Source organism: Sulfitobacter sp. DSM 110093, from assembly GCF_022788715.1.
GTDB lineage: Bacteria > Pseudomonadota > Alphaproteobacteria > Rhodobacterales > Rhodobacteraceae > Sulfitobacter.
Genome location: NZ_CP085167.1, coordinates 2321686 through 2340955, shown reverse-complemented (window position 1 = coordinate 2340955; position 19270 = coordinate 2321686). Strand labels below are relative to the sequence as shown.

The 19270-nt window shown below is 62.6% G+C and carries 22 protein-coding genes; 12 read left to right on the top strand and 10 right to left on the bottom strand.

Translation table 11 applies throughout. The annotated features are described in order from the left end of the window. Window positions 1–59 precede the first annotated feature (59 nt). The gene (gene phnF / locus DSM110093_RS11475; protein ID WP_243265197.1) at window positions 60–773 is read left to right on the top strand and encodes a phosphonate metabolism transcriptional regulator PhnF; all 714 of its coding nucleotides are present in this window, start codon (window positions 60–62) and stop codon (window positions 771–773) included. On the opposite strand, the gene DSM110093_RS11470 is transcribed toward phnF, so the two are convergent. From DSM110093_RS11470 to phnC, 5 genes are all read right to left on the bottom strand, one after another. Next, entirely contained in the window at window positions 770–1384 is a 615-nt protein-coding gene (locus DSM110093_RS11470; RefSeq protein ID WP_243265195.1) for a chloramphenicol acetyltransferase, read from the bottom strand. The two genes, phnF and DSM110093_RS11470, sit on opposite strands and share 4 nt — an antisense overlap. Further along, on the bottom strand, window positions 1384–2619 hold the full coding sequence (gene phnE / locus DSM110093_RS11465; protein ID WP_243267723.1) for a phosphonate ABC transporter, permease protein PhnE: 1236 nt from the start codon (window positions 2617–2619) through the stop codon (window positions 1384–1386). The genes DSM110093_RS11470 and phnE (DSM110093_RS11465) overlap by 1 nt, the downstream gene beginning before the upstream one ends. A 65-nt stretch (window positions 2620–2684) precedes the next feature. Next, window positions 2685–3563, bottom strand: coding sequence for a phosphonate ABC transporter, permease protein PhnE (gene phnE, locus DSM110093_RS11460; protein WP_243265193.1), 879 nt, complete (start codon window positions 3561–3563; stop codon window positions 2685–2687). Window positions 3564–3636: 73 nt separating this feature from the next. After that, window positions 3637–4545 (bottom strand): phosphonate ABC transporter substrate-binding protein, encoded by a 909-nt coding sequence (phnD, locus tag DSM110093_RS11455; protein WP_243265191.1) that lies wholly within the window; start codon window positions 4543–4545, stop codon window positions 3637–3639. 45 nt (window positions 4546–4590) lie between these two features. Continuing rightward, entirely contained in the window at window positions 4591–5385 is a 795-nt protein-coding gene (phnC, locus tag DSM110093_RS11450; RefSeq protein WP_067623287.1) for a phosphonate ABC transporter ATP-binding protein, read from the bottom strand. Between the two features lie 447 nt (window positions 5386–5832). On the opposite strand from phnC, the gene DSM110093_RS11445 reads away from it, so the two are divergent. The 6 genes from DSM110093_RS11445 to DSM110093_RS11420 all read left to right on the top strand — a co-directional run bounded on the left by DSM110093_RS11445 (window position 5833) and on the right by DSM110093_RS11420 (window position 8418). Next, window positions 5833–6087: a hypothetical protein gene (locus DSM110093_RS11445; protein WP_243265190.1), complete on the top strand. Its 255-nt coding sequence runs from the start codon at window positions 5833–5835 to the stop codon at window positions 6085–6087. Between the two features lie 181 nt (window positions 6088–6268). After that, window positions 6269–7018, top strand: coding sequence for a ChaN family lipoprotein (locus tag DSM110093_RS11440; protein ID WP_243265188.1), 750 nt, complete (start codon window positions 6269–6271; stop codon window positions 7016–7018). Window positions 7019–7028: 10 nt separating this feature from the next. Next, window positions 7029–7355, top strand: a complete 327-nt coding sequence (locus DSM110093_RS11435; RefSeq protein ID WP_243265187.1) for an antibiotic biosynthesis monooxygenase — start codon at window positions 7029–7031, stop codon at window positions 7353–7355. Window positions 7356–7517: 162 nt separating this feature from the next. After that, window positions 7518–7694 carry a hypothetical protein gene (locus DSM110093_RS11430; protein ID WP_243265186.1) on the top strand — a complete coding sequence of 59 codons (177 nt, stop codon included), beginning with the start codon at window positions 7518–7520 and terminating at the stop codon, window positions 7692–7694. Between the two features lie 5 nt (window positions 7695–7699). After that, complete coding sequence (locus tag DSM110093_RS11425; protein WP_243267722.1) at window positions 7700–7864, top strand: hemin uptake protein HemP; 165 nt, start codon at window positions 7700–7702, stop codon at window positions 7862–7864. A 125-nt stretch (window positions 7865–7989) separates the two neighbouring features. Next, window positions 7990–8418, top strand: a complete 429-nt coding sequence (locus DSM110093_RS11420) for a YqaA family protein (protein WP_243267721.1) — start codon at window positions 7990–7992, stop codon at window positions 8416–8418. 3 nt (window positions 8419–8421) lie between these two features. Here the strand turns inward: DSM110093_RS11420 and DSM110093_RS11415 are convergent, their stop codons facing one another. Continuing rightward, a complete protein-coding gene (locus DSM110093_RS11415; protein ID WP_243265184.1) occupies window positions 8422–8943 on the bottom strand; it encodes a cell wall hydrolase in 522 nt (173 codons plus the stop codon). 183 nt (window positions 8944–9126) lie between these two features. Between DSM110093_RS11415 and DSM110093_RS11410 the strand changes: the two genes are divergently transcribed. Next, window positions 9127–9816, top strand: coding sequence for a UTRA domain-containing protein (locus DSM110093_RS11410; protein WP_243265182.1), 690 nt, complete (start codon window positions 9127–9129; stop codon window positions 9814–9816). 34 nt (window positions 9817–9850) lie between these two features. Here DSM110093_RS11410 and hutU read toward each other — a convergent pair whose 3' ends face one another. The 4 genes from hutU to hutI are packed head-to-tail and all read right to left on the bottom strand — an operon-like array spanning window position 9851 to window position 15055. Then, the gene (gene hutU, locus DSM110093_RS11405) at window positions 9851–11518 is read right to left on the bottom strand and encodes a urocanate hydratase (protein ID WP_243265181.1); all 1668 of its coding nucleotides are present in this window, start codon (window positions 11516–11518) and stop codon (window positions 9851–9853) included. Then, a complete protein-coding gene (hutG, locus tag DSM110093_RS11400) occupies window positions 11515–12315 on the bottom strand; it encodes an N-formylglutamate deformylase (protein ID WP_243265180.1) in 801 nt (266 codons plus the stop codon). The genes hutU and hutG overlap by 4 nt, the downstream gene beginning before the upstream one ends. Further along, window positions 12312–13850, bottom strand: a complete 1539-nt coding sequence (gene hutH, locus DSM110093_RS11395; RefSeq protein WP_243265178.1) for a histidine ammonia-lyase — start codon at window positions 13848–13850, stop codon at window positions 12312–12314. The genes hutG and hutH overlap by 4 nt, the downstream gene beginning before the upstream one ends. Beyond that, complete coding sequence (hutI, locus tag DSM110093_RS11390; RefSeq protein ID WP_243265177.1) at window positions 13847–15055, bottom strand: imidazolonepropionase; 1209 nt, start codon at window positions 15053–15055, stop codon at window positions 13847–13849. Before hutI ends, hutH begins: the two co-directional genes overlap by 4 nt. Window positions 15056–15141: 86 nt before the next feature. On the opposite strand from hutI, the gene DSM110093_RS11385 reads away from it, so the two are divergent. The 4 genes from DSM110093_RS11385 (at window position 15142) to DSM110093_RS11370 (ending at window position 19269) form a co-directional block, all read left to right on the top strand. Beyond that, window positions 15142–16500: a formimidoylglutamate deiminase gene (locus DSM110093_RS11385; RefSeq protein WP_243265175.1), complete on the top strand. Its 1359-nt coding sequence runs from the start codon at window positions 15142–15144 to the stop codon at window positions 16498–16500. Window positions 16501–16612: 112 nt separating this feature from the next. Next, window positions 16613–16831 (top strand): hypothetical protein, encoded by a 219-nt coding sequence (locus DSM110093_RS11380; RefSeq protein ID WP_243265174.1) that lies wholly within the window; start codon window positions 16613–16615, stop codon window positions 16829–16831. 123 nt (window positions 16832–16954) lie between these two features. Then, window positions 16955–17944 (top strand): ROK family protein, encoded by a 990-nt coding sequence (locus tag DSM110093_RS11375; protein ID WP_243265173.1) that lies wholly within the window; start codon window positions 16955–16957, stop codon window positions 17942–17944. Between the two features lie 47 nt (window positions 17945–17991). After that, the gene (locus DSM110093_RS11370) at window positions 17992–19269 is read left to right on the top strand and encodes a glycerate kinase (RefSeq protein ID WP_243265171.1); all 1278 of its coding nucleotides are present in this window, start codon (window positions 17992–17994) and stop codon (window positions 19267–19269) included. Window position 19270: the final 1 nt, after the last annotated feature.

Here is a 19270-nt window from a genome sequence, read left to right as displayed (position 1 = left end):
CAAGTATTAGCCGCTGGCCTCCCGCTGGCGCAAGCTTGGATATGTGAAACTTCTGCGACATGGCCCGAACTGCGATCTGGAAAACCATCACCGCCACGCTCACCCATGACATCGCCACGGGGAAATACGCCCCCGGTGATCGGCTCCCGACCGAGGCGCAATTGGCGGCGCGGTTTGGGGTGAACCGCCACACGGTGCGCCGCGCGATCAGCGACATGAATGAGAGCGGGCTGACCTATAGCCGCCGGGGCGCCGGGGTCTTTGTGGCGCAGCGGCCCACGGATTATCCGATCGGCAAGCGGGTGCGCTTTCACCAGAACCTCGCGGCGGCGGGGCGGGTGCCGGCCAAGGAGATTTTGACGTTAGAGACCCGCGCGGCTTCGGCCCATGAGGCCGCGCAGTTGGGGCTGGAAGGCGAGGCACTGGTGCATGTCTATGAAGGGCTGTCGCTGGCCGATGAGCAGCCCATCGCGATCTTTCGCAGCATCTTTCCCGCAGCGCGGTTTCCTAACCTGTTGGCGGCGCTTGAGGCCAGCCGTTCGGTCACCACGGCCTTGGCGCAGGGCGGGGTGGCGGATTACACCCGCGCCTCAACCCGACTGACGGCGAAACTGGCCAATGCGACGCAGGCGCTGCATCTGCGGCTGACCGAAGGCGCGCCGATCTTGCGCTCTGCCGGGATCAACGTGGACCCGGAGGGGGTGTCGGTGGAATATGGGGTGACATGGTTCGCCGGGGACCGCGTGACGCTGACGCTGAACCCCGGCGACTAGCCGTATTTGTCCAAAAACGCTTCGGCGGGCAGGGTCTGGAAATCCTTGAGCGATGCTTGCAGCCGGTCATGGGGCCAATCCCACCACGCCAATTCCTCCATCCGCGCGGCGATGCTTTCGGAAAAGCGGCGGCGCAGCGGTTTGGCCGGAATGCCGGCGACGATCATATAGGGGGCGACATCGCGGGTGACGATGGCCCCGCCCGCCACCACCGCGCCGTGCCCGATGGTCACTTCGGGCCGGACCTGCGCGCCGTGGCCCAGCCATGTGTCATGGCCGATCACCGTGCGGCGGCTACGGCGCAGGGCAAACCAATCGGCGTCATCCTCGACCCCGTCAAAGTAGTCTCCGGCGCGGTAGTGGAAATGGTGCAGGCTGGCCTTGTCCATCGGGTGATCCGTGGCACCGATGCGCACGCTGGCGGCGATATTGCTGAACTTACCGACTTGGGTGTTGGCGATGTCGCACCAGCGGTCGCAGTATGAGTAATCCCCGATCTCTGAGTGGGCGAGGCGGGTGGCGCGCCCGATCTCGACATAGCGCCCGAACTGCGTGTCGGTCACTTCACAGTCCGGGTGGAGGAAGGACGCATCGAGTTTGAGACGCGCCATCAATGGCCCGCCTCATTACCCGCGATCAGCTTGCGGCGCAGCCAGCCCGAGAAGCTGTCCATCGCGATAACCATCAGGATGATGAGCACGATGTAATAGCTCACTTCCTCCCAATCTTTCTGGGTGATGATCGCTTGGGTCAGCAGCAGGCCAATGCCGCCACCGGTGATCGCACCGATGATTGTGGCAGAGCGGGTGTTGGACTCCAGATAGTAGAGCACTTGGCTCAGCAGGACCGGGGTGATCTGGGGGATCACGCCAAAGCGGTAGCGCTGCACGGGTGCTGCCCCGGTAGAGGCGATGCCCTCGATCTGTTTGTCATCCACATTCTCCAGCGCCTCGGAGAAAATTTTGCCGAAGGTGCCGGTATCGGTCAGCAGGATCGCCAGCGAGCCGGTCAGTGGGCCGGGGCCAAAGGCACGGGAAAGCACGATGGTCCAAATGAGCCCGTCGACCCCGCGCAGGAAGTCGAACAACCGCCGCGCGGCAAAGCGCAGACCGCCTAAGGGGGAGAAGTTCTTGGCGGCGAGGAACCCCAACGGTAGGGCAATCATCGCTGCGCCAAAGGTGCCGAGGAAGGCCATGAGAATCGTCTCGACCAGCGCCCATGCCACGTCGCCATGACGCCACATTTTGTTGGTCCAGAAGTCCTGCCAGATTGCGCCATATTCACCGCTGCGCAGCAGTTCCAGCGGAGACATGCCGTGATAGGGGCTGTCGAGCGTGAAGAAGAACAGCTCCCAGCCGTTGAAATAGCGGAAGACCTCGGCCCTGTTGCGGGTGATCGTCAGGCGGCCTGCCTCCGTGGTCACGGCAAGGCGGTTCTTCGAGGCGTTGATCCACTCGGGCAGGGGGCCGTTGGGCAGGGTGGCGTTGACGCCGCTGCGCCCCGGCGTGGCGGTGATCAGGCCGTAGCCCGGCACGTCATAGCGCACCTCCGGCCCCAGTTCGACGGTATGGCCGTTGCCAAGCTCGACAAGCGTCGTCTCCCCCAAGGTGACCCAATCGGGGGCGGTGCCCGGCGCATAGCGGCCCTTGCGCTCGCCTTCGATGGCGATCTCCATCTCGCCGTTGCGGTTGTCGCGGGCGACATGGGTTTTGTAGCTGTAGCTGTCGGCGACCAGTGTCTTCATGTTCGACACGTTGATGCGATCGCCCAGCCCCGCCACGTCGAAGGCGAAGAAGACGTAGGTGAGATAGAGAAGGATCAGCACCGGCGCGGCGAGGCTTGCCATGCGTTTGCGGCGGAAGCTGCGGCTGGCGGTCTGCTGGGCGGGGAGGGTGGAAGCGGTAAGGTCGGTCACAGGATGGCTCCCTTGTCCTTATAGGCGCGGCCATGGGTCAGCCGGTCGCGGAAATAGCTTGAAACTTGGTCAACGATGATGATGGTGCCGAAGAGCAGCAGAAAAATCGCCGCCGCCTCGTCGAATTTGCCTTGGCCCCAAGACATCGTGTTGCGCAGGTCATAGCCGATGCCGCCTGCGCCAACGAAGCCGAGGATGGCCGATGCGCGGATGTTCACCTCGAACCGCAGCAGTGTGTAAGAGAGGTAGTTGGGCGCGACCTGCGGCACGACGCCCAAAATCATGCGTTGCAGCCAGCCCGCCCCGACAGAGGCAAGCCCGTCGACGGGTTTGAGAGAGGCGTTTTCGTTCACCTCAGAGAAAAGTTTGCCGAGCGCGCCCACGGTATGCAGCGCGATAGCGATCATCGCGGGCACCGGGCCACCGCCGAGCAGAAAGATCAACACGAGGGCGACGACAATTTCAGGCACGGCGCGCAGCACGTCTAGCAGGCGGCGCAGGGGGGCGACGAGCCATGGCGCGGGGGCAAGGCCACGTGTGGCCAGCAGGGCGGCGAAGAAGGCAAAGAGCGCACCGATCAGCGTGGCGGCCCCGGCGATGTTCACGGTCTCAATCAGAGAGGGGAGGTATTTTACGAAATAGCCGGGCAGCAGATGGGCGCGCTCCCATGCCTCGCTCAGCACATCGGCGGGGAAGTCAAAGACATTGGGCAGCCCGTTCCAGAACCCGCCCGCGTTGCGGGCATTGGCGGTGCTGAAACCGCCGATCAGCAGGGCCACAAAAACGATCAGCAGGATCATATTCATCACCCGCTTTTGTCGGGCATGGGCAAGGTAATCGGCCGTGATCTGCGGCGCAGTGGTGGTCTGTTGCATCTGTCGTCCCCCTATGACGACAGGCCCCGACAATCGTTGCCGGGACCTGCCAGATGTCTTTTGTCCCTTAGGATCAGTTGGATTTCGCCTTGCGCGCTTCGACGATCGAGACATAGGCGTCATGGGCAATCGGATCGAAGCCAAGGCTCTCGCCCGCAGCCACGCCATAGGCGCAGTCGGCGTCCATCTCGTGCAGTTCATCCACCAGTGCGGTCATGGTTGCTTTGACCTCTTCGGGCAGGTCTTTGCGCAGCACGACCGGGCCTTCGGGGATCGGCTTGGAGCGCCAGATTTCTACCAGATCGTTCATGTCGATCAGGCCCGCATCCACGGCCTTGCGCAGTGCGCCGGAGTTGTAGCCGTCTTCCCAATTGCCCTGACCGTCGGCCCATGTCACGCCGCCCGCCACATCACCGTTGTTGACTGCGACGATGGTCTGCTCATGCCCGCCGGTGAATTTGACTTCGCCGAAGTAATCGCCGGATTCCATGGTGGCACCGGTCGTCTGCGGGATTTCGATGGAGGGGATCAGGTAGCCGGAGGTGGAGTTCGGATCGCCAAAGCCAAAGACCTTGCCTTGCATGTCTTCCAGCGTGTTGATGCCCGCATCTTTGCGCGCGAAGCCGATGGAGTGGTAGCCGTAGGAGCCGTCAAGGTTGATCTTGACCAGCACCGGCTCAACCGCTTCGGGGTCTTGCAGGTAAACGGCGGCATAGGCCGAGGCACCGAGCCATGCCATGTCGAGCGTGCCGCCCAGCAGACCCTGGATCACGCCGTTATAGTCGGCAGGGGCAAAGAGTTTGGCCGGAACGCCGAGGCGCTCTTCGGTGTAGCCGCGCAGACATTCGTAGGAGTTCATCCGGTCCTGCGCGTTTTCCCCGCCAAGGATGCCGATGCGAAATTCGGTGACATCTGCGGATTGAGCCAGTGCAGCGCCGGTCAGGGCCGTGGTTGCCAATGCGGCGGCGATGAGCTTCTTCATTTTGTCGTCTCCAGTTTGAAAATATGCCCCTTGGGGCGGGTCGTGTCAGGCTGGCACCTTGTCCAGCGTTTCGATCTCGGTTGAGGTGGCGGCTTCGGAGAAGCTGCTGTCTGCACCGTAGATTTCGCGGGCCATACTGGTGGTCAGCTGCTCGGGCGTGCCGTCAAAGACGATCTTGCCGTCGCGCATCCCCACCACGCGGTCGCAATAACGGCGCGCGGTATCCAGCGTGTGAAGGTTGGCGATGACCATGCGGCCATCTTCTTCGTGAATGCGGCGCAGCGATTGCATCACCACCTGCGCATTCATCGGGTCGAGGCTGGCGATGGGTTCATCGGCCAGAATGATCTGCGGGTCTTGCATCAGGGCGCGGGCGATGGCGACGCGCTGCTGCTGCCCGCCCGACAGTGCCTCGGCCCGTTTGGGCGCATGCTGCGCGATGCCCAGACGGTCGAGGATTTCAATCGCGCGGGTGATGTCGGCATCGGGGTAGAGGTTGAAGATGCTGCTGAGCGTCGAGCGGCGGTTGAGCGTGCCGTGCAGCACGTTCGACACCACATCCATCCGCGGGACGAGGTTGAACTGTTGAAAGATCATCGCGCATTCTGCCTGCCAGCCGCGCCGGGCCGCGCCGCGCAGGGCGGTCACATCGCGCCCTTGAAACAGGATTTGCCCCGAAGAGGAATCGGTCAGCCGGTTCAGCATCCGCAGTAGGGTGGATTTCCCCGCGCCAGAGCGTCCGATGATTCCGATCATCTGCGGTTTGTCGACCTGCAGATTGGCGCGGGCCACCGCTGTGTTCGCGCCGAATGTTTTTGTCAGTTCAGAAATGACGAGCATAAGTCCCCCGGGGTTTGCGGGGCGAGCTATCGCAGTGGCGAATGTCACGAATGTTTAAGTTTGACGAAGCTTTTGTAACGCGCGGTTTTTTCAGGAACCGGGGCGCAGGGTTGCGCGTTTGCCGCCATTTATTGGGCGCATTGGCCGTCTAGAGCATGGTTTGAAGCAGTTGGTGCCGCGTGACTTGGGAGTGGTTTTTGTACGTGAAAGCGGCGGTCGTAACGCTGCCCGAATCCAGCCATGGCCAGAAAAATAAGGGGCTACGGAACAAAATGCCGCGTTTAATGCTTTCACCTACAAGGCGGTTCAGATAGGGCCGCATCTGGTCCAGCCGCGCGATGCTGCGCGGCAGACATTATATCTCAGGCGAGTTCACCGGCCGCGCAGTGCCAAATGCACGCGCCCACTGGTGATACGGCCCCCGACAAATAGTTAAGGAGCGCGTTTATGGACGCCCAAATTGTTGCATTTCTGATTCTGTTGCCGATCACGTTGGTCTTTGTCTACGCAGGCATTCACGAGTTTCAGCGCTACAAAAGCGAAGGCAAGGCGAACTATGGTTTGGTGTTCGACGAAGAAAGCGGCACCACACATGTGAGTGGTATTGCCGAGCATGAGGATCCCTTTGACCCCGATGATTTCGATCCGAACAACTATAATGATCCTGATTTGAAGACCGATGCCGACGAGGTGAAATCCTGAGCTGAAGGCAGCTGGTCGGACAGTGAAGCGCAGAAAACCATGCCCTTTGCACTGCTGCTCAAGGCAATGTTTCTTAAGAACATGTAGCGTGCCTATGGATGCACACTACATGTTTCCGCATGACTGCCCACGGGGATGCCCTCAACTTTCGGGCATTCCGCTTTTGCCAAAGAGGACGCCCATGCGCCTAACAGCTTTTCTGTTTTGCTTTGCAATGTCTGCCGGGGCTGATCCATCCGCCGATATCGTGATCTTGGGCGAGGTGCATGACAATCCGCACGCCCATTTAGAACAAGCTGCCGCGTTGAAGGCGTTGCGCCCTACGGCTGTTGTGTTTGAGATGCTAACCGCCGAAGAAGGCGCCAAGGCCGATGCCGATCGCAGCCAAATTGCACTGGCGTGGAGCGCGAGCGGCTGGCAAGACTTCAAAATATATGCACCAATTTTTGATGCTTTGGGCGCGGCGCGCATCATCGGTGCCGCAGCCCCGCGCGAGGCGGTGCGCAGCGTTTTTGATGATGGGGCAGTTGCGCTTTTTGGGCCTGAGGCGGCGCGCTTCGGCCTTGATCAGCCGCTGCCGGAAGACCAACAAACCGCGCGGGTCGAGGGGCAGTTTGCAGCGCATTGCAACGCCATGCCGCGTGAGATGATGGGGGGTATGGTTGCCGTGCAACGCTACCGCGACGCCACATTCGCCCGCGCGGCACTGGAGGCGTTAGAGACCTACGGCGCACCCGTCGCCGTCATCGTGGGCAATGGTCACGCGCGCACCGATTGGGGGATTCCGGCCCTCATCGCCCAAGCCGCGCCCGAGGTGACGACCCACGCCATCGGCTTTGTCGAAGCAGCAGGCGACACGCCGTTCGATGAGACACATCTCATCCCGCCTGTCGTGCGGGAAGACCCCTGTAAATCTCTGACCAAAAGCTAAAGGATATCCCATGTATCTTGCCATGAACCGTTTCACCGTCTTGCTGGAAAACGCTGCCGATTTCGAAGACCTTTGGCTAAATCGCGAGAGCCGTTTGAAAGATACCGAAGGGTTCGTCTCTTTCCACATGCTCAAAGGGCCGGAGGAGGAGGGGAAGATCCTCTATGCCTCACACACCGTTTGGGAAACGGAGGCGCATTTCCGCGCTTGGACCACAAGCGACGCTTTTCGTGCGGCGCATTCCCGTGCGGGGCAAACGCGCAAACTGCATGAGGGATCGCCGCGTTTCGAAGGGTTTCAATCCATCCAAAAGATTGAGGCGCCGCATTCAGTGTGAGCGTTGTAAGGGCGTGGTTTCTATACTTGACTAAAATAATCAGATTAAGTAGCGTTCATATGTGCCCGGTTGTTTTGCCGGAAAGTTAAGCAATTTGCGCCGCAACCGTCCAAGCCACTGCCTGTTCGGCAGCCCGGATGTCAATGGAAAGGAGCCCGCCCCGTGAGGACACTCGTGACCACGCCCGAGCCAATGGCCCATGCCCGGCTACGCACCCCGCCCAGCAACAGCTGGCGCGATATCGCGCTGAACAATGTTGACCACGGCCCCTGTGATGGGATCGCACTTGAGCACCTTATTGATCTGCAACGCGCGCACCAAATCGGAGAAGAACGATGAGCCTGATGCAAAAGCTGCCCGATCCATCGCCTGCGAGCCAACCGCTTGAGGCGGCCGTTCATGATGCCCGCGCGTTGGTCCCTAACGGCACCACGGCCAATATTGTCCTTGATGGTCAGACCTATACGCTGCGCATCACACGGGCGGGGAAATTGATCCTGACCAAGTGATCGCCCGTCTTGGGCGGCGCGTAGGGCACTGCGCGGCAAGCTGTGCTTGCTTGCTCTGACGTGATGTGGCCTTTACGAATGCGCCATGCTTGGCCCGCGCTCTTTTCACCCGTTTGACCGCTGACATGTTGGCGCTGTCGAGCTTGTTTTTTGCGGCGTTGCTGGCGGCGACGTTAATCCCCGCACAATCCGAAGCGTTCCTGTTGGGGCTGATGTGGTCCGGCGCGCATGCGACCGCGCTGCTGTGGCTGGTGGCGACGCTGGGCAATGTCTTGGGATCGCTGCTGAACTGGCTGCTGGGGCGCTACCTCATCCATTTTGCCGATCACCGCTGGTTTCCGTTTTCGGCCAAGCAGATGACCCGCGCCACCCATTGGTATCAGCGATGGGGTTATTGGAGCCTGCTGGCCAGTTGGGTGCCGATTATCGGTGACCCGCTGACCTTGGCCGCAGGCATGCTGCGCGAACCGCTTTGGCGATTTTTGGTGATCGTCACGTTTGCCAAAGGCGGGCGCTACCTAGTGCTGATCTTGGTCGCAGGCGGCTATATGTAAGCGTCAATGCGGCGTGATGCCTTCGAGCGGCGGCAGCGGGTTGGGGGTGGTCACCAGTTCGGGGCGCCGCTTTTCATAAAAGGCGTTACCGCCCGCCGTCACCACATAATGCATGTTGTTGTAATTCGCTTTGTACCACGCAGCATGGAAGAATTTGGCGCGGGTGACCTTGGGGTGCCGTTCGCCCTGAAGGACCGCCAATGCAGACGCGCGGGCCAGCGGCGCAGAACGGTCGTTCATCGGTTTGGTCATAACGCCGGGGGCGAATTGCTTGGGCTGGCCCACCACCCCGCAGACCGTGTTTGGGAACGCCTCTGAGTGGACCCGGTTCATCACCACGTTACCCACAGCGATCATCCCATCACGGCTTGATCGGTTGGATTCGAAATACATCGCGCGGGCCATACATTCGAACTCGTCCCCCGGCACCGCGACCAACTCTGTCTTTTTGCCACCGCAGGCGGCAAGCAGGCCAAGGCCCAGCAACAGGGCGGCGGTGCGGAAGTTCGAGGGCTGAGCGCGCATGGGTGGCCTTTCGGGATCAGGAGACTGCGTGGCCAGCAACTTTTCAGCAAACGCTGGGCGAGGCAAGAGCCATGGCGCCGCCCCGGCGATTTCCCCCTTGCGGCGCCTGCGTGGCGCTTGGGCTGCGCTTTGATCTAGTGTAATGTTCGATGATACAGTCATGATCCCAGCAGGGCCGCCCTTATGAAAGTCACCTACCGGGATGTCAAAACCGACATTCTGTCAAAGATCACCAAGGGGGAATGGCCATTGGGCAGTCTCGTGCCGAATGAGGTTGATCTGGCCGAGACCTATGGCTGCGCCCGCGCGACGGTCAACCGCGCCATGCGCGAATTGGCCGACGAAGGGTTTATCGAACGCCGCCGCAAGGCCGGGACGCGGGTGCGCATGGCCCCGGTGCGGCAGGCGCGCTTCGACATACCGCTGGTCCGGGCAGAGATCGAAGAGAAGGGCGCTGATTATCGCTATTCGCTGGTCAGCCACGCGGTTGAGCCTGCGCCGGACTGGCTGCGGGCACGGCTGAAACTGGACGCGGGTGGTGAGGTGTTGCATCTGATCTGCATGCATTACGCCGATGGCGATCCCTATCAGTATGAGGATCGCTTTATTAACCTCGCCTGTCTGCCTCAGGCACGGGGTGAGGCATTTGCGGAAGTGGGGCCGAACGAATGGCTGATCTCGGCGATACCCTTTTCGGATGTTGAGATCAGCCTCTCGGCGGGCCTCGCCGATCAACCGCTCAGCGAATATCTCGGCTGCGCCCTGGGCGATCCGGTTTTCACGGTCGAGCGGTCAACTTGGTGGGAGGGGCAGGCGGTGACCTATGTGCGCCTGTCCCATCGTCCCGGCCACCGTCTGACGACCCGTTATTGATGCGCCGCCGCCCGAGGGCAACGGCACATGGCGATCACAGGATACCCGGCAGGTCCAGCCCATGTTCGCGGGCGCAATCAAGCGCCTCGTCATAGCCCGCATCCGCATGGCGCATCACACCCGTCGCCGGGTCGTTCCACAGCACCCGCCCGATCCGGCGGTCGGCGTCTTCGGACCCGTCACAGCAGATCACCATGCCGGAGTGCTGCGAAAAGCCCATGCCAACCCCGCCGCCGTGGTGCAGCGAGACCCAAGTGGCCCCCGAGGCGGTGTTCAAAAGCGCGTTCAACAGCGGCCAATCCGACACGGCATCGGAGCCGTCCTTCATGGCCTCCGTTTCGCGGTTGGGCGAGGCGACAGAGCCACTGTCGAGGTGGTCGCGCCCGATGACAATGGGCGCGCTTAGCTCGCCAGTGCGGACCATCTCATTGAAGGCAAGACCGAGCCTGTGGCGCACGCCCAGACCCACCCAGCAGATGCGTGCGGGCAGACCTTGGAAGGAAATACGCTCGCGGGCCATATCGAGCCAATTGTGCAGGTGCGTGTCTTCGGAGAGAATTTCTTTCACCTTGGCATCGGTCTTGTAAATATCCTCCGGATCGCCCGACAGCGCGGCCCAGCGGAAGGGGCCGATGCCACGGCAGAACAGCGGGCGGATATAGGCGGGGACGAAACCGGGGAAATCAAAGGCGTTTTCTAACCCTTCCTCCAGCGCCATCTGGCGGATGTTGTTGCCGTAGTCGACCGTGGGGATGCCCGCGGCGTGGAAATCGACCATCGCCTGCACCTGCACCTTCATCGAGGCGCGGGCGGCTTTTTCGACCGCCTTGGGGGCGCTTTCGCGCTTCTCACGCCACTCGGCCATGCTCCAGCCCTGCGGCAGATAGCCGTTTACCGGGTCATGGGCCGAGGTTTGATCGGTGACGATATCGGGACGCATGCGGCGTTTTACCAGTTCGGGGAAGACATCGGCGGCATTGCCCAAAAGGGCCACGGATTTCGCTTCTCCGGCAGCGGTCCAACGCTCGATCATTGCCAGCGCTTCGTCGAGCGTTTCGGCTTTTTCATCGACGTATTTTGTGCGCAGACGGAAATCGATGCTGTCGGGATTGCACTCCACCGCGAGGCAACAAGCGCCTGCCATCACCGCCGCCAAGGGCTGGGCACCGCCCATGCCGCCAAGCCCGCCGGTGAGGATCCATTTGCCGGTCAGATCGCCGCCATAATGCTGGCGCCCTGCCTCGACGAAGGTCTCATAGGTGCCCTGCACGATGCCTTGGGAGCCGATGTAGATCCACGAGCCCGCGGTCATCTGGCCATACATCGCCAGACCCTTTTTATCGAGCTCGTTGAAGTGGTCCCAATTCGCCCAATGCGGCACGAGGTTTGAGTTCGCGATCAGCACGCGCGGGGCGTCCTTGTGGGTCTGGAACACACCAACCGGCTTGCCCGATTGCACCAGCAGCGTCTGGTCGTCTTCGAGCGCGCGCAGCGAGGCGACGATCATGTCGTAATCCTTCCAAGTCCGCGCCGCGCGACCGATACCGCCGTAGACGACCAGCTCATGCGGGTTCTCGGCCACGTCTGGGTGCAGGTTGTTCATCAGCATCCGCAGGGGCGCTTCGGTGAGCCAGCTTTTCACCGAAAGCTCGGTGCCGGTGGCGGGATAGACGTCACGGGTGTTCTTGCGCGGATCGCTCATGCGGTGCCTTTCAGGGTCGGGGCCATCTCGGCCAGTGTTGTCAGGATATTGGTCAAGTGGGTGCGCAGGCGCGCAGATTTTTCGGGGTCATAGGGCCAAGGCGGGGTCTCGTCGCTGAGGTAGGTGCTTTGCGTCAGTTCCATCTGGATCGCGTGAAACCCTTCGGCGGGGCGGCCATAGTGGCGCGTGGTCCAGCCGCCTTTGAAACGTCCGTTAGTGACGGAGGTGTAGCCGGGTGCGGCGGCGCAGATGTCCGCGACGGCGGCTTCGATCTCAGGTGCGCAGGTGGTGCCAAGGTTCGTGCCGATGTTGAAATCGGGCAAGGGGCCGTCGAACAGGAAAGGGATCAACGAGCGGATTGAGTGGCAGTCATAGAGGATCGCAACGCCATGCAACTCGCGCACACGGGCCAATTCCGCCTCAAGCGCCGCATGATAGGGCGCGTGATAGCCCGCGCGGCGGGTCTCGATCTCGGCTTCGTCGGGCGGGGTTGTCCAAATGTCCTGCCCGGCGAAATCGGTCAGCGGCACCAGCCCGGTGGTGTTTTGGCCGGGGTAGAGCGATGCGCCCGAAGGGTCGCGGTTGGCGTCGATCACATAGCGGTGGAAGGTCGCGCGCACGGTGGTCGCGCCGGGCAGTAACCCTTGGTAAAGTCGGTGAATATGCCAGTCGGTGTCCGCCAGTTCGCGCCCACGCGGGTTCAGAGCGCGGCGCACCGTGTCGGGCAGGTCGGTGCCGGTATGGGGCAGGCCGAGCACGATAGGGCTGTCGCCGCGGGTGATCTCTACGGGGGTCATGTGGAAAGCTCCGGCATCTCGATGGCGGCGGCGCGGGTGATCTCTCCTTCGGCTACCATCAGTGCCGCGCGTTCCAGATCGGGGGCGAGGTAGCGGTCCTCATCAAGCGTCGCGACATCCTTGCGGACCCGTTTCACCACACGCTGCAATGTCTCGCTGGTCGCCAACGGCGCGCGGAAGTCGATGCCTTGTGCCGCGCAGAGCAGTTCGACCCCGAGGATGCGGTTTAGGTTGTCGACCATCTGCCCAAGCCGCCGCGCGCCGTGGGCGGCCATGCTGACGTGATCCTCTTGGTTGGCCGAGGTCGGCGTGCTGTCGGTGACGCACGGATTGGCGAGGTGCTTGTTCTCGCTCATCAGGGCGGCGGTGGTGACTTCGGCGATCATATAGCCGCTGTTGAGGCCGGGGTTTGGCGTGAGGAAGGGCGGCAGGTTGAAGCTGAGCACCGGGTCGACGATCAACGCCACGCGACGTTGGGCAATCGCGCCGATTTCGGCCACGGCCAATGCGATCATATCGGCGGCAAAACCCACCGGTTCGGCATGGAAATTCCCGCCTGAAACGATCAGGTCCGCGCCGACCAGCACCAGCGGGTTGTCGGTGGCGGCATTGGCCTCAACCTCCAGCGTGCGGGCGGCCATGCGCAGCACGTCCATCGCGGCCCCGGTCACCTGCGGCTGGCAGCGGATGCAATAGGGGTCTTGCACGCGGGCGTCATTCGCCACGTGGCTCTCGCGGATATCCGAGCCGTTAAGCAGGGCCCGCATGGTCTCGCCCGCCTCTATCTGGCCCCGATGGCCGCGCAGGGCGTGAATTTCCGGCTGCAGCGGCGCGGTGGAGCCCATGATCGCGTCGGTCGATAGGGCCGAGATCACCAGCGCCGAGTTTGCCGCCCGCCAAGCGTCAAACAGCCCCGCCAGCGCGAAGGCGGTCGAAAACTGCGTGCCGTTGATCAGCGCCAACCCTTCTTTCGGGCCGAACTCCAGCGGGGTGAGACCCGCGGCGGCCAGCGCCTCCCCGCCGGGCATGACGCGGCCCTCAAATTCCGCCTCGCCGTGGCCCATCATCGCAGCGGCCATATGGGCCAAGGGGGCCAGATCGCCCGAGGCGCCAACCGATCCTTGCGCAGGGATCACCGGGGTCACGCCACGCTCCAGCATGGCTTCGATCAGATCGACGACCTCAAGCCGCACGCCTGAGGCGCCTCGTCCAAGGCTCAGCAGTTTGAGCGCCATCAAGAGCCGCGCATGGCCGTGCGGGATCGCCGGGCCGACGCCGCAGCAATGCGACAGGATCAGGTTGCGTTGCAGGGTGGCCGTGTCATCTGAGGCGATCTTGACCGAGGCGAGCTTGCCGAAACCGGTGTTCACGCCGTAGACGGCATCCTCGCCCGCCACCGCTTTGGCAATGCGCGCGTGGGCCAGTTCAATCGCTGGGTGGCAGGCGGGGTCAAGCCTCACCGATGCCTCTTCGCGGTAGATGCGGGCCAGATCGTCCAAGGTGGCCGCGCCGGGGGTGAGGGTCAGGGTGGTCACGATTGGCCTCCGAAAATGCGAGAATGAAGCGGGTTGAAGCCGATGCGATAGGCAAGCTCGGCGGGGTGTTTGATGTCCCAGACCGCGAGGTCGGCGCGCAGGCCGGTGCGGATCATGCCGCAACACTCTAGCCCAAGCGCGCGGGCGGCATGTTGGGTGGCCCCGCGCAGCGCCTCTTCGGGCGTCATGCGGAACAAGGTGCAGCCCATGTTGAGCGTCAGCAGCAGGGAGTTCAGCGGCGACGACCCGGGGTTGATATCCGTCGCTAACGCCATGGGCACGCCGTGTTTGCGCAGCAGATCAATCGGGGGCGCTTGGGTTTCGCGCAGAGTGTAGAAAGCACCGGGCAGGATGACGGCGACGGTGCCCGCCTTGGCCATCGCTTTCACGCCGTCCCCGTCAAGGTATTCGATATGATCCGCCGAGAGCGCGCCATAGGAGGCGGCGAGTTTCGCGCCGCCAAGGTTCGACAGTTGCTCGGCATGGAGTTTCACCGGCAGGCCCAATTCCTGCGCCACGTCAAAGACGCGGGCGATTTGCGCAGGCTGAAAGGCGATGCCCTCGCAGAATCCATCGACCGCATCGACCAGTCCCTCGGCATGGGCGGCGCGTAGGGCGGGGATGCAGACCTCGTCGATATAGGCGTCAGCGCGGCTTGCGTATTCGGCTGGCACGGCGTGCGCGCCGAGGAAGGTCGTCCGCACCCGGATCGGGCGCTGCTGGCCAATGGCGCGGGCGGTGCGGAGCATGCGCAACTCGGTGTCGATGTCCAAACCATAGCCGGATTTAATCTCGATCCCCGTAACGCCTTCGGCGATCAGCACATCGACGCGGCGCAGGGCATCCGCCAGCAGATCGGCCTCACTGGCGGCGCGAGTGGCGGTGACGGTCGAGACGATGCCGCCCCCGGCGCGGGCGACTTCTTCGTAGCTGGCCCCTTCGAGGCGCATCTCGTATTCCCGCGCGCGGTCGCCGCCGTGGACGATATGGGTGTGGCAGTCGATCAGACCGGGGGTGACGAGGCGGTGGCCCAGTGATTCTGTCGGCTGGTCGCGGTAGGCGCGTGGCAGGTCAACGCGCGGGCCGACCCATGCGATCTTGCTACCCGCAATCGCAATCGCCGCGTCCTCAATCATTCCATAGGGTTCCGCGCCATCTAGGGTCGCTGCGGTGAGGTCGATCAAGACCCGGTCATGCTCTGTCATCTCTATCGCCTCCTCCTAAGGTTTCACTTTTCTAACGCGGTTTTAATTGCTATATGTCTATACATAAAAAACCGAAAGGCCGTCAAATGATTTTCGCCAAACACGCAAAACTGCCGCAGGGCTGGGCCCGTGACGTTCGGATTACGGTTGCCGAGGGGCGGATCTCTCAGGTTGAAACGGCGCTGTCGCCGCGCCCCGATGATATTCGCGTCGATACGCTGCTGCCCGCGCTCGCCAACCTTCACAGCCACAGCTTTCAACGCGCCATGGCTGGGATGACCGAGGCCCGCATGGCTGGCAAAGACAGTTTCTGGACGTGGCGTGACCTGATGTATCGCTTCACCGCGCATCTCACGCCCGAGCACGTCGAGGCAATCGCGGCCTTTGTTTTCCTTGAGATGCAAGAAGCGGGCTATGCTAGTGTGGGCGAGTTTCATTACCTCCACCACCAGCCCGACGGCACGCCCTATGACGATTTAGGGGAGCTTTCGGCCCGGATCGCAGCAGCGGCGGCGCAAACCGGGATCGGGCTGACGCATCTGCCGGTGCTCTATACCTATGGCGGCGCGGGGCAGGTGCCATTGCAGGCGGGGCAGGCGCGTTTTGGTAACGGAGTGGACCGGTTCAACGCGCTGGTTGAGCGGGCGCAGCATGCGGTGGGCAAGCTGCCCAACGACTGCCGCGTGGGCATCGCGCCACATTCGCTGCGGGCTACGGCTCCGGCGGAACTGGCGGACGTGGTACAGGCACATCCCGATGTGCCGACGCATATTCACATCGCCGAACAGCCCAAAGAGGTTGCCGACGTATCCGACTGGCTCGGCGTGCGTCCGGTGGAATGGTTGCTGGCAAATGCCGAAGTGAAGGAGAATTGGTGCCTGATCCATGCGACCCATATGACCGAAGCCGAGACCAATGCTATGGCCCGTTCCGGCGCGGTCGCGGGGTTGTGTCCGGTGACGGAGGCGAACTTGGGCGATGGGCCATTCAACGGGCCGGGTTACCTTGCCGCCGGGGGGCAGTTCGGCATTGGGTCGGATTCCAACGTGCTGATCTCCTTGACCGAAGAGTTGCGCACATTGGAGTATTCCCAACGCCTGCGCGATCTGGCGCGCAACGTGATGGTGCCGGGCGAAGGCTCGGTCGGCGAGGCGCTTTATACCGGGGCTGCGCGTGGCGGGGCGCAGGCGCTTGGCCGGGGGCAGGGCGAGATTGCAGTGGGCGCATGGGCCGACCTGACAGCGATCAACAGCCAAGACCCGGCGCTTTGTGCGCTGCGGCCTGATCAACTTCTTGATGGGCTGGTCTTTGCGGTCAAGGATCAGGTGGTCACTGATGTCTGGTCAGCGGGGCGTCATGCGGTATCAGGCGGGCGGCATCGGCAACGCGATGATATTGAGGCGGGGTACCGCCGTGCGATGGCAGAATTGACGGCGCTCTTGTGAAACCTTCGCGCCTTAGGGAACTTTGGCACGGGCCATTGGGTTTGCTCTGTAATGAGGGCCGCGCTGGGCGCGTTGCACATCACTGACCGGGGTAAGCGAAAGGGAGCGGATCATGAGTCCACCAGACACAAATCTGAAAAAGCAGGAAAGCCGTCACAAATGGCCGTTGATCGGCATGGCGATCGTTGTGATCTTCGGCATCGGGATCATCGTATTCTGGACTGGTGAGGAAGTCGCGACGGCCCCCGGCACCGAAGACGAAGTGATCGTCGACGATGGCACCGGGATCGAGGGCGACGACACGGCAACTGTGCCTGTTGCACCCGACTAAGACATAAGCGCCCCACATGGGGATATGGCCCGGAAGCAGATTGCTTTCGGGCCTTTTGCTGTTTGACCTTTGCTATGGGCGCAGGTCATCTAGCGGCAGTATCAAAGGCATCAGGACGAACATATGTGGTATCTCGTGGGGGACATCGGCGGCACCAATCTGCGGCTGGCAGCGGTTGACGCGGCGGGTAGCTTGCAGACCCGAAGCGCGCATCCCACCGATGGTCTAACCGCGCTGCCTGAGGTCTGTGCCGCGTTATGTGCTAAGATGGGCAGTGCGCCGGAAGGGGTTGCCGTGGCTGTGGCGGGGGTGGTTGTCGACGGGCAGGTGCGGATGACAAACGCCAACCGCAGTATTTCACGTGATGATCTGGCGGCGGCGTGTAAGGTCCCGCCGTCAGAGGTGTTGATGTTGAACGATTTTGAGGCGGCGGCATGGTCGCTGGCCACGCTCGACCCGGCGAAAGTAACCTATCTTCAGGGCGGGCCCGACGCGCAGCCGGGGCCACGGGTAATTATTGGGCCGGGAACGGGCTTGGGCGTTGGTGCTTTGGTCTGGCACGGCGGTCGACCTACGGCGGTGCCGGGCGAAGGCGGTCATGTGCGCCTGACCCCACATAGCGCCGAAGAGATTGATTACTTCAAAGCGTTGGTCACCTTATGGCCAGAGGTGCGGATGGGCGACCAGTTGGCGGTCGAAGCCGAAGCGATCCTTTCCGGTACCGGTATGCCCTATTGGTACCGCGCCATCGCAGAGGCACGGGGCGAGGCGGCAGAACTACAGGGAGCCGCGGCGATCTTTGCAGCGGCTAAGGACAAAAGCGACGCCAACGCTTGCCGTGCGGTGGAGTTGATGGTGCGCTATCTGGGCGGTGTCGCGGGTGATTTGGGGTTGGTCATGGGCGCACGCGGCGGGGTTTTTGTGACCGGCGGCGTGGCGCAGCAGAATGAGTGGATCTTCGACGATGCCTTTTTGGCGGCATTTAATGCGGGGGGGCGGCATAGCACATGGCGCAAAGCACTGCCGCTGGGCCTTTGCCAAGACCCGGATTTCGGCTTGTTGGGGGCGCGGAACTCTTTGTTTGCGCATCGGGATCAACCCTTGCCGGATTGACAGTACGCCCCGCGCCGCCATGATCGCCGCAGCAGCCGGAGTGCCCAATGACCCAACTTGATGACCCGAAACGCCAGTTTCTCGCGGACCTTTTTAACACTGCCGTCGCCGCCGCTGACCCGCGTCGCATCCTGCCCGATATGCTGCCGCCCCCGGCCAAGGGGCGCACGGTGGTAATCGGGGCGGGCAAGGGGGCCGCGCAACTGGCGCAGGCGTTCGAGGCACTTTGGTCGCATCCATATGAGGGTATCGTGGTTACGCGCTATGGCTATGGCGCGTCTTGCCAGCGCATCAAGGTGTTGGAAGCCGCCCATCCCGTGCCCGACCCAGCCGGGGTCGAGGCCGCACGCGCTTTGCAAAATGCGGTGCAGGGCTTAGGGCCAGAGGATCAGGTGATTGCATTGATCTGTGGCGGTGGGTCATCGCTGTTGCCCGCGCCGCCCGAGGGGCTGACGTTGGCAGATTTGCAGGAATTGAACTCTGCGCTCTTGGCGTCTGGCGCGCCAATCTCGGTCATGAATGACATCCGCAAGCAGTTCAGCACGGTCAATGGCGGACGTTTGGCGGAACTGGCGTATCCGGCTCAGGTGATTAGCCTTATTGTTTCGGATGTACCGGGGGATGATCCGGGCGCCGTCGCCTCTGGCCCTACCGTGCCGGGACGGCGGTCTGCGGAAGAGGTGCTGGAGGAGGTTGCGGCGCGTGGGCTGGAGCTGCCCCCTCGTTGCATGGCGTTTCTAAAGGAAGCCGCGCAGCAGCCTGCGCAAGACGCCCCCAGCAACACGACCACACAGATCATTGCCTCTGCGGGCCTTTCCCTTGCCGCCGCTGCCGAAGCCGCCCGCGCGCAGGGCGTGAACGCTTGGGTTCTGTCTGACGCGATTGAGGGCGAGGCGCGGGAGGTGGCGCTGGTGCATGCCGCCTTGGCCCGGCAAGCGGCACAGAGCAGCTTTCCCCATCCCGCGCCGCTGGTTTTGCTTTCGGGCGGAGAGACGACGGTCACGCTGCGTCACAAGGGCCGGGGCGGGCGCAACAGTGAGTTTGCCCTGTCGCTGGCCCTTGCGATGGAGGGGCAGGCGGGGATCACCGCGCTGGCCGCAGACACCGACGGCATTGACGGATCAGAGGACAACGCCGGGGCCTTCGTCGATGGAAGTACGGCAGCCGCGATGCGCGCAGAAGGCATGGACCCGCGCGGTGCGTTGCAGCGCAACAATGCCTTCGGCGCTTTTGAGGCTATAGATGCCCTGTTTCACACCGGCCCCACCGGGACCAATGTGAATGATTTCCGCGCCATTCTGATTGGCGACCTGCCGGAGGGCTAGA

Coding starts and splice junctions, on each gene's coding strand:
- phnF (WP_243265197.1), top strand. CDS start 60: ATGGCCCGAACTGCGATCTGGAAAACCATCACCGCCACGCTCACCCAT.
- DSM110093_RS11470 (WP_243265195.1), bottom strand. CDS start 1,384: ATGGCGCGTCTCAAACTCGATGCGTCCTTCCTCCACCCGGACTGTGAA.
- phnE (WP_243267723.1), bottom strand. CDS start 2,619: ATGGCAAGCCTCGCCGCGCCGGTGCTGATCCTTCTCTATCTCACCTAC.
- phnE (WP_243265193.1), bottom strand. CDS start 3,563: ATGCAACAGACCACCACTGCGCCGCAGATCACGGCCGATTACCTTGCC.
- phnD (WP_243265191.1), bottom strand. CDS start 4,545: ATGAAGAAGCTCATCGCCGCCGCATTGGCAACCACGGCCCTGACCGGC.
- phnC (WP_067623287.1), bottom strand. CDS start 5,385: ATGCTCGTCATTTCTGAACTGACAAAAACATTCGGCGCGAACACAGCG.
- DSM110093_RS11445 (WP_243265190.1), top strand. CDS start 5,833: ATGGACGCCCAAATTGTTGCATTTCTGATTCTGTTGCCGATCACGTTG.
- DSM110093_RS11440 (WP_243265188.1), top strand. CDS start 6,269: ATGCGCCTAACAGCTTTTCTGTTTTGCTTTGCAATGTCTGCCGGGGCT.
- DSM110093_RS11435 (WP_243265187.1), top strand. CDS start 7,029: ATGTATCTTGCCATGAACCGTTTCACCGTCTTGCTGGAAAACGCTGCC.
- DSM110093_RS11425 (WP_243267722.1), top strand. CDS start 7,700: ATGCAAAAGCTGCCCGATCCATCGCCTGCGAGCCAACCGCTTGAGGCG.
- DSM110093_RS11420 (WP_243267721.1), top strand. CDS start 7,990: ATGTTGGCGCTGTCGAGCTTGTTTTTTGCGGCGTTGCTGGCGGCGACG.
- DSM110093_RS11415 (WP_243265184.1), bottom strand. CDS start 8,943: ATGCGCGCTCAGCCCTCGAACTTCCGCACCGCCGCCCTGTTGCTGGGC.
- DSM110093_RS11410 (WP_243265182.1), top strand. CDS start 9,127: ATGAAAGTCACCTACCGGGATGTCAAAACCGACATTCTGTCAAAGATC.
- hutU (WP_243265181.1), bottom strand. CDS start 11,518: ATGAGCGATCCGCGCAAGAACACCCGTGACGTCTATCCCGCCACCGGC.
- hutG (WP_243265180.1), bottom strand. CDS start 12,315: ATGACCCCCGTAGAGATCACCCGCGGCGACAGCCCTATCGTGCTCGGC.
- hutI (WP_243265177.1), bottom strand. CDS start 15,055: ATGACAGAGCATGACCGGGTCTTGATCGACCTCACCGCAGCGACCCTA.
- DSM110093_RS11385 (WP_243265175.1), top strand. CDS start 15,142: ATGATTTTCGCCAAACACGCAAAACTGCCGCAGGGCTGGGCCCGTGAC.
- DSM110093_RS11380 (WP_243265174.1), top strand. CDS start 16,613: ATGAGTCCACCAGACACAAATCTGAAAAAGCAGGAAAGCCGTCACAAA.
- DSM110093_RS11375 (WP_243265173.1), top strand. CDS start 16,955: ATGTGGTATCTCGTGGGGGACATCGGCGGCACCAATCTGCGGCTGGCA.
- DSM110093_RS11370 (WP_243265171.1), top strand. CDS start 17,992: ATGACCCAACTTGATGACCCGAAACGCCAGTTTCTCGCGGACCTTTTT.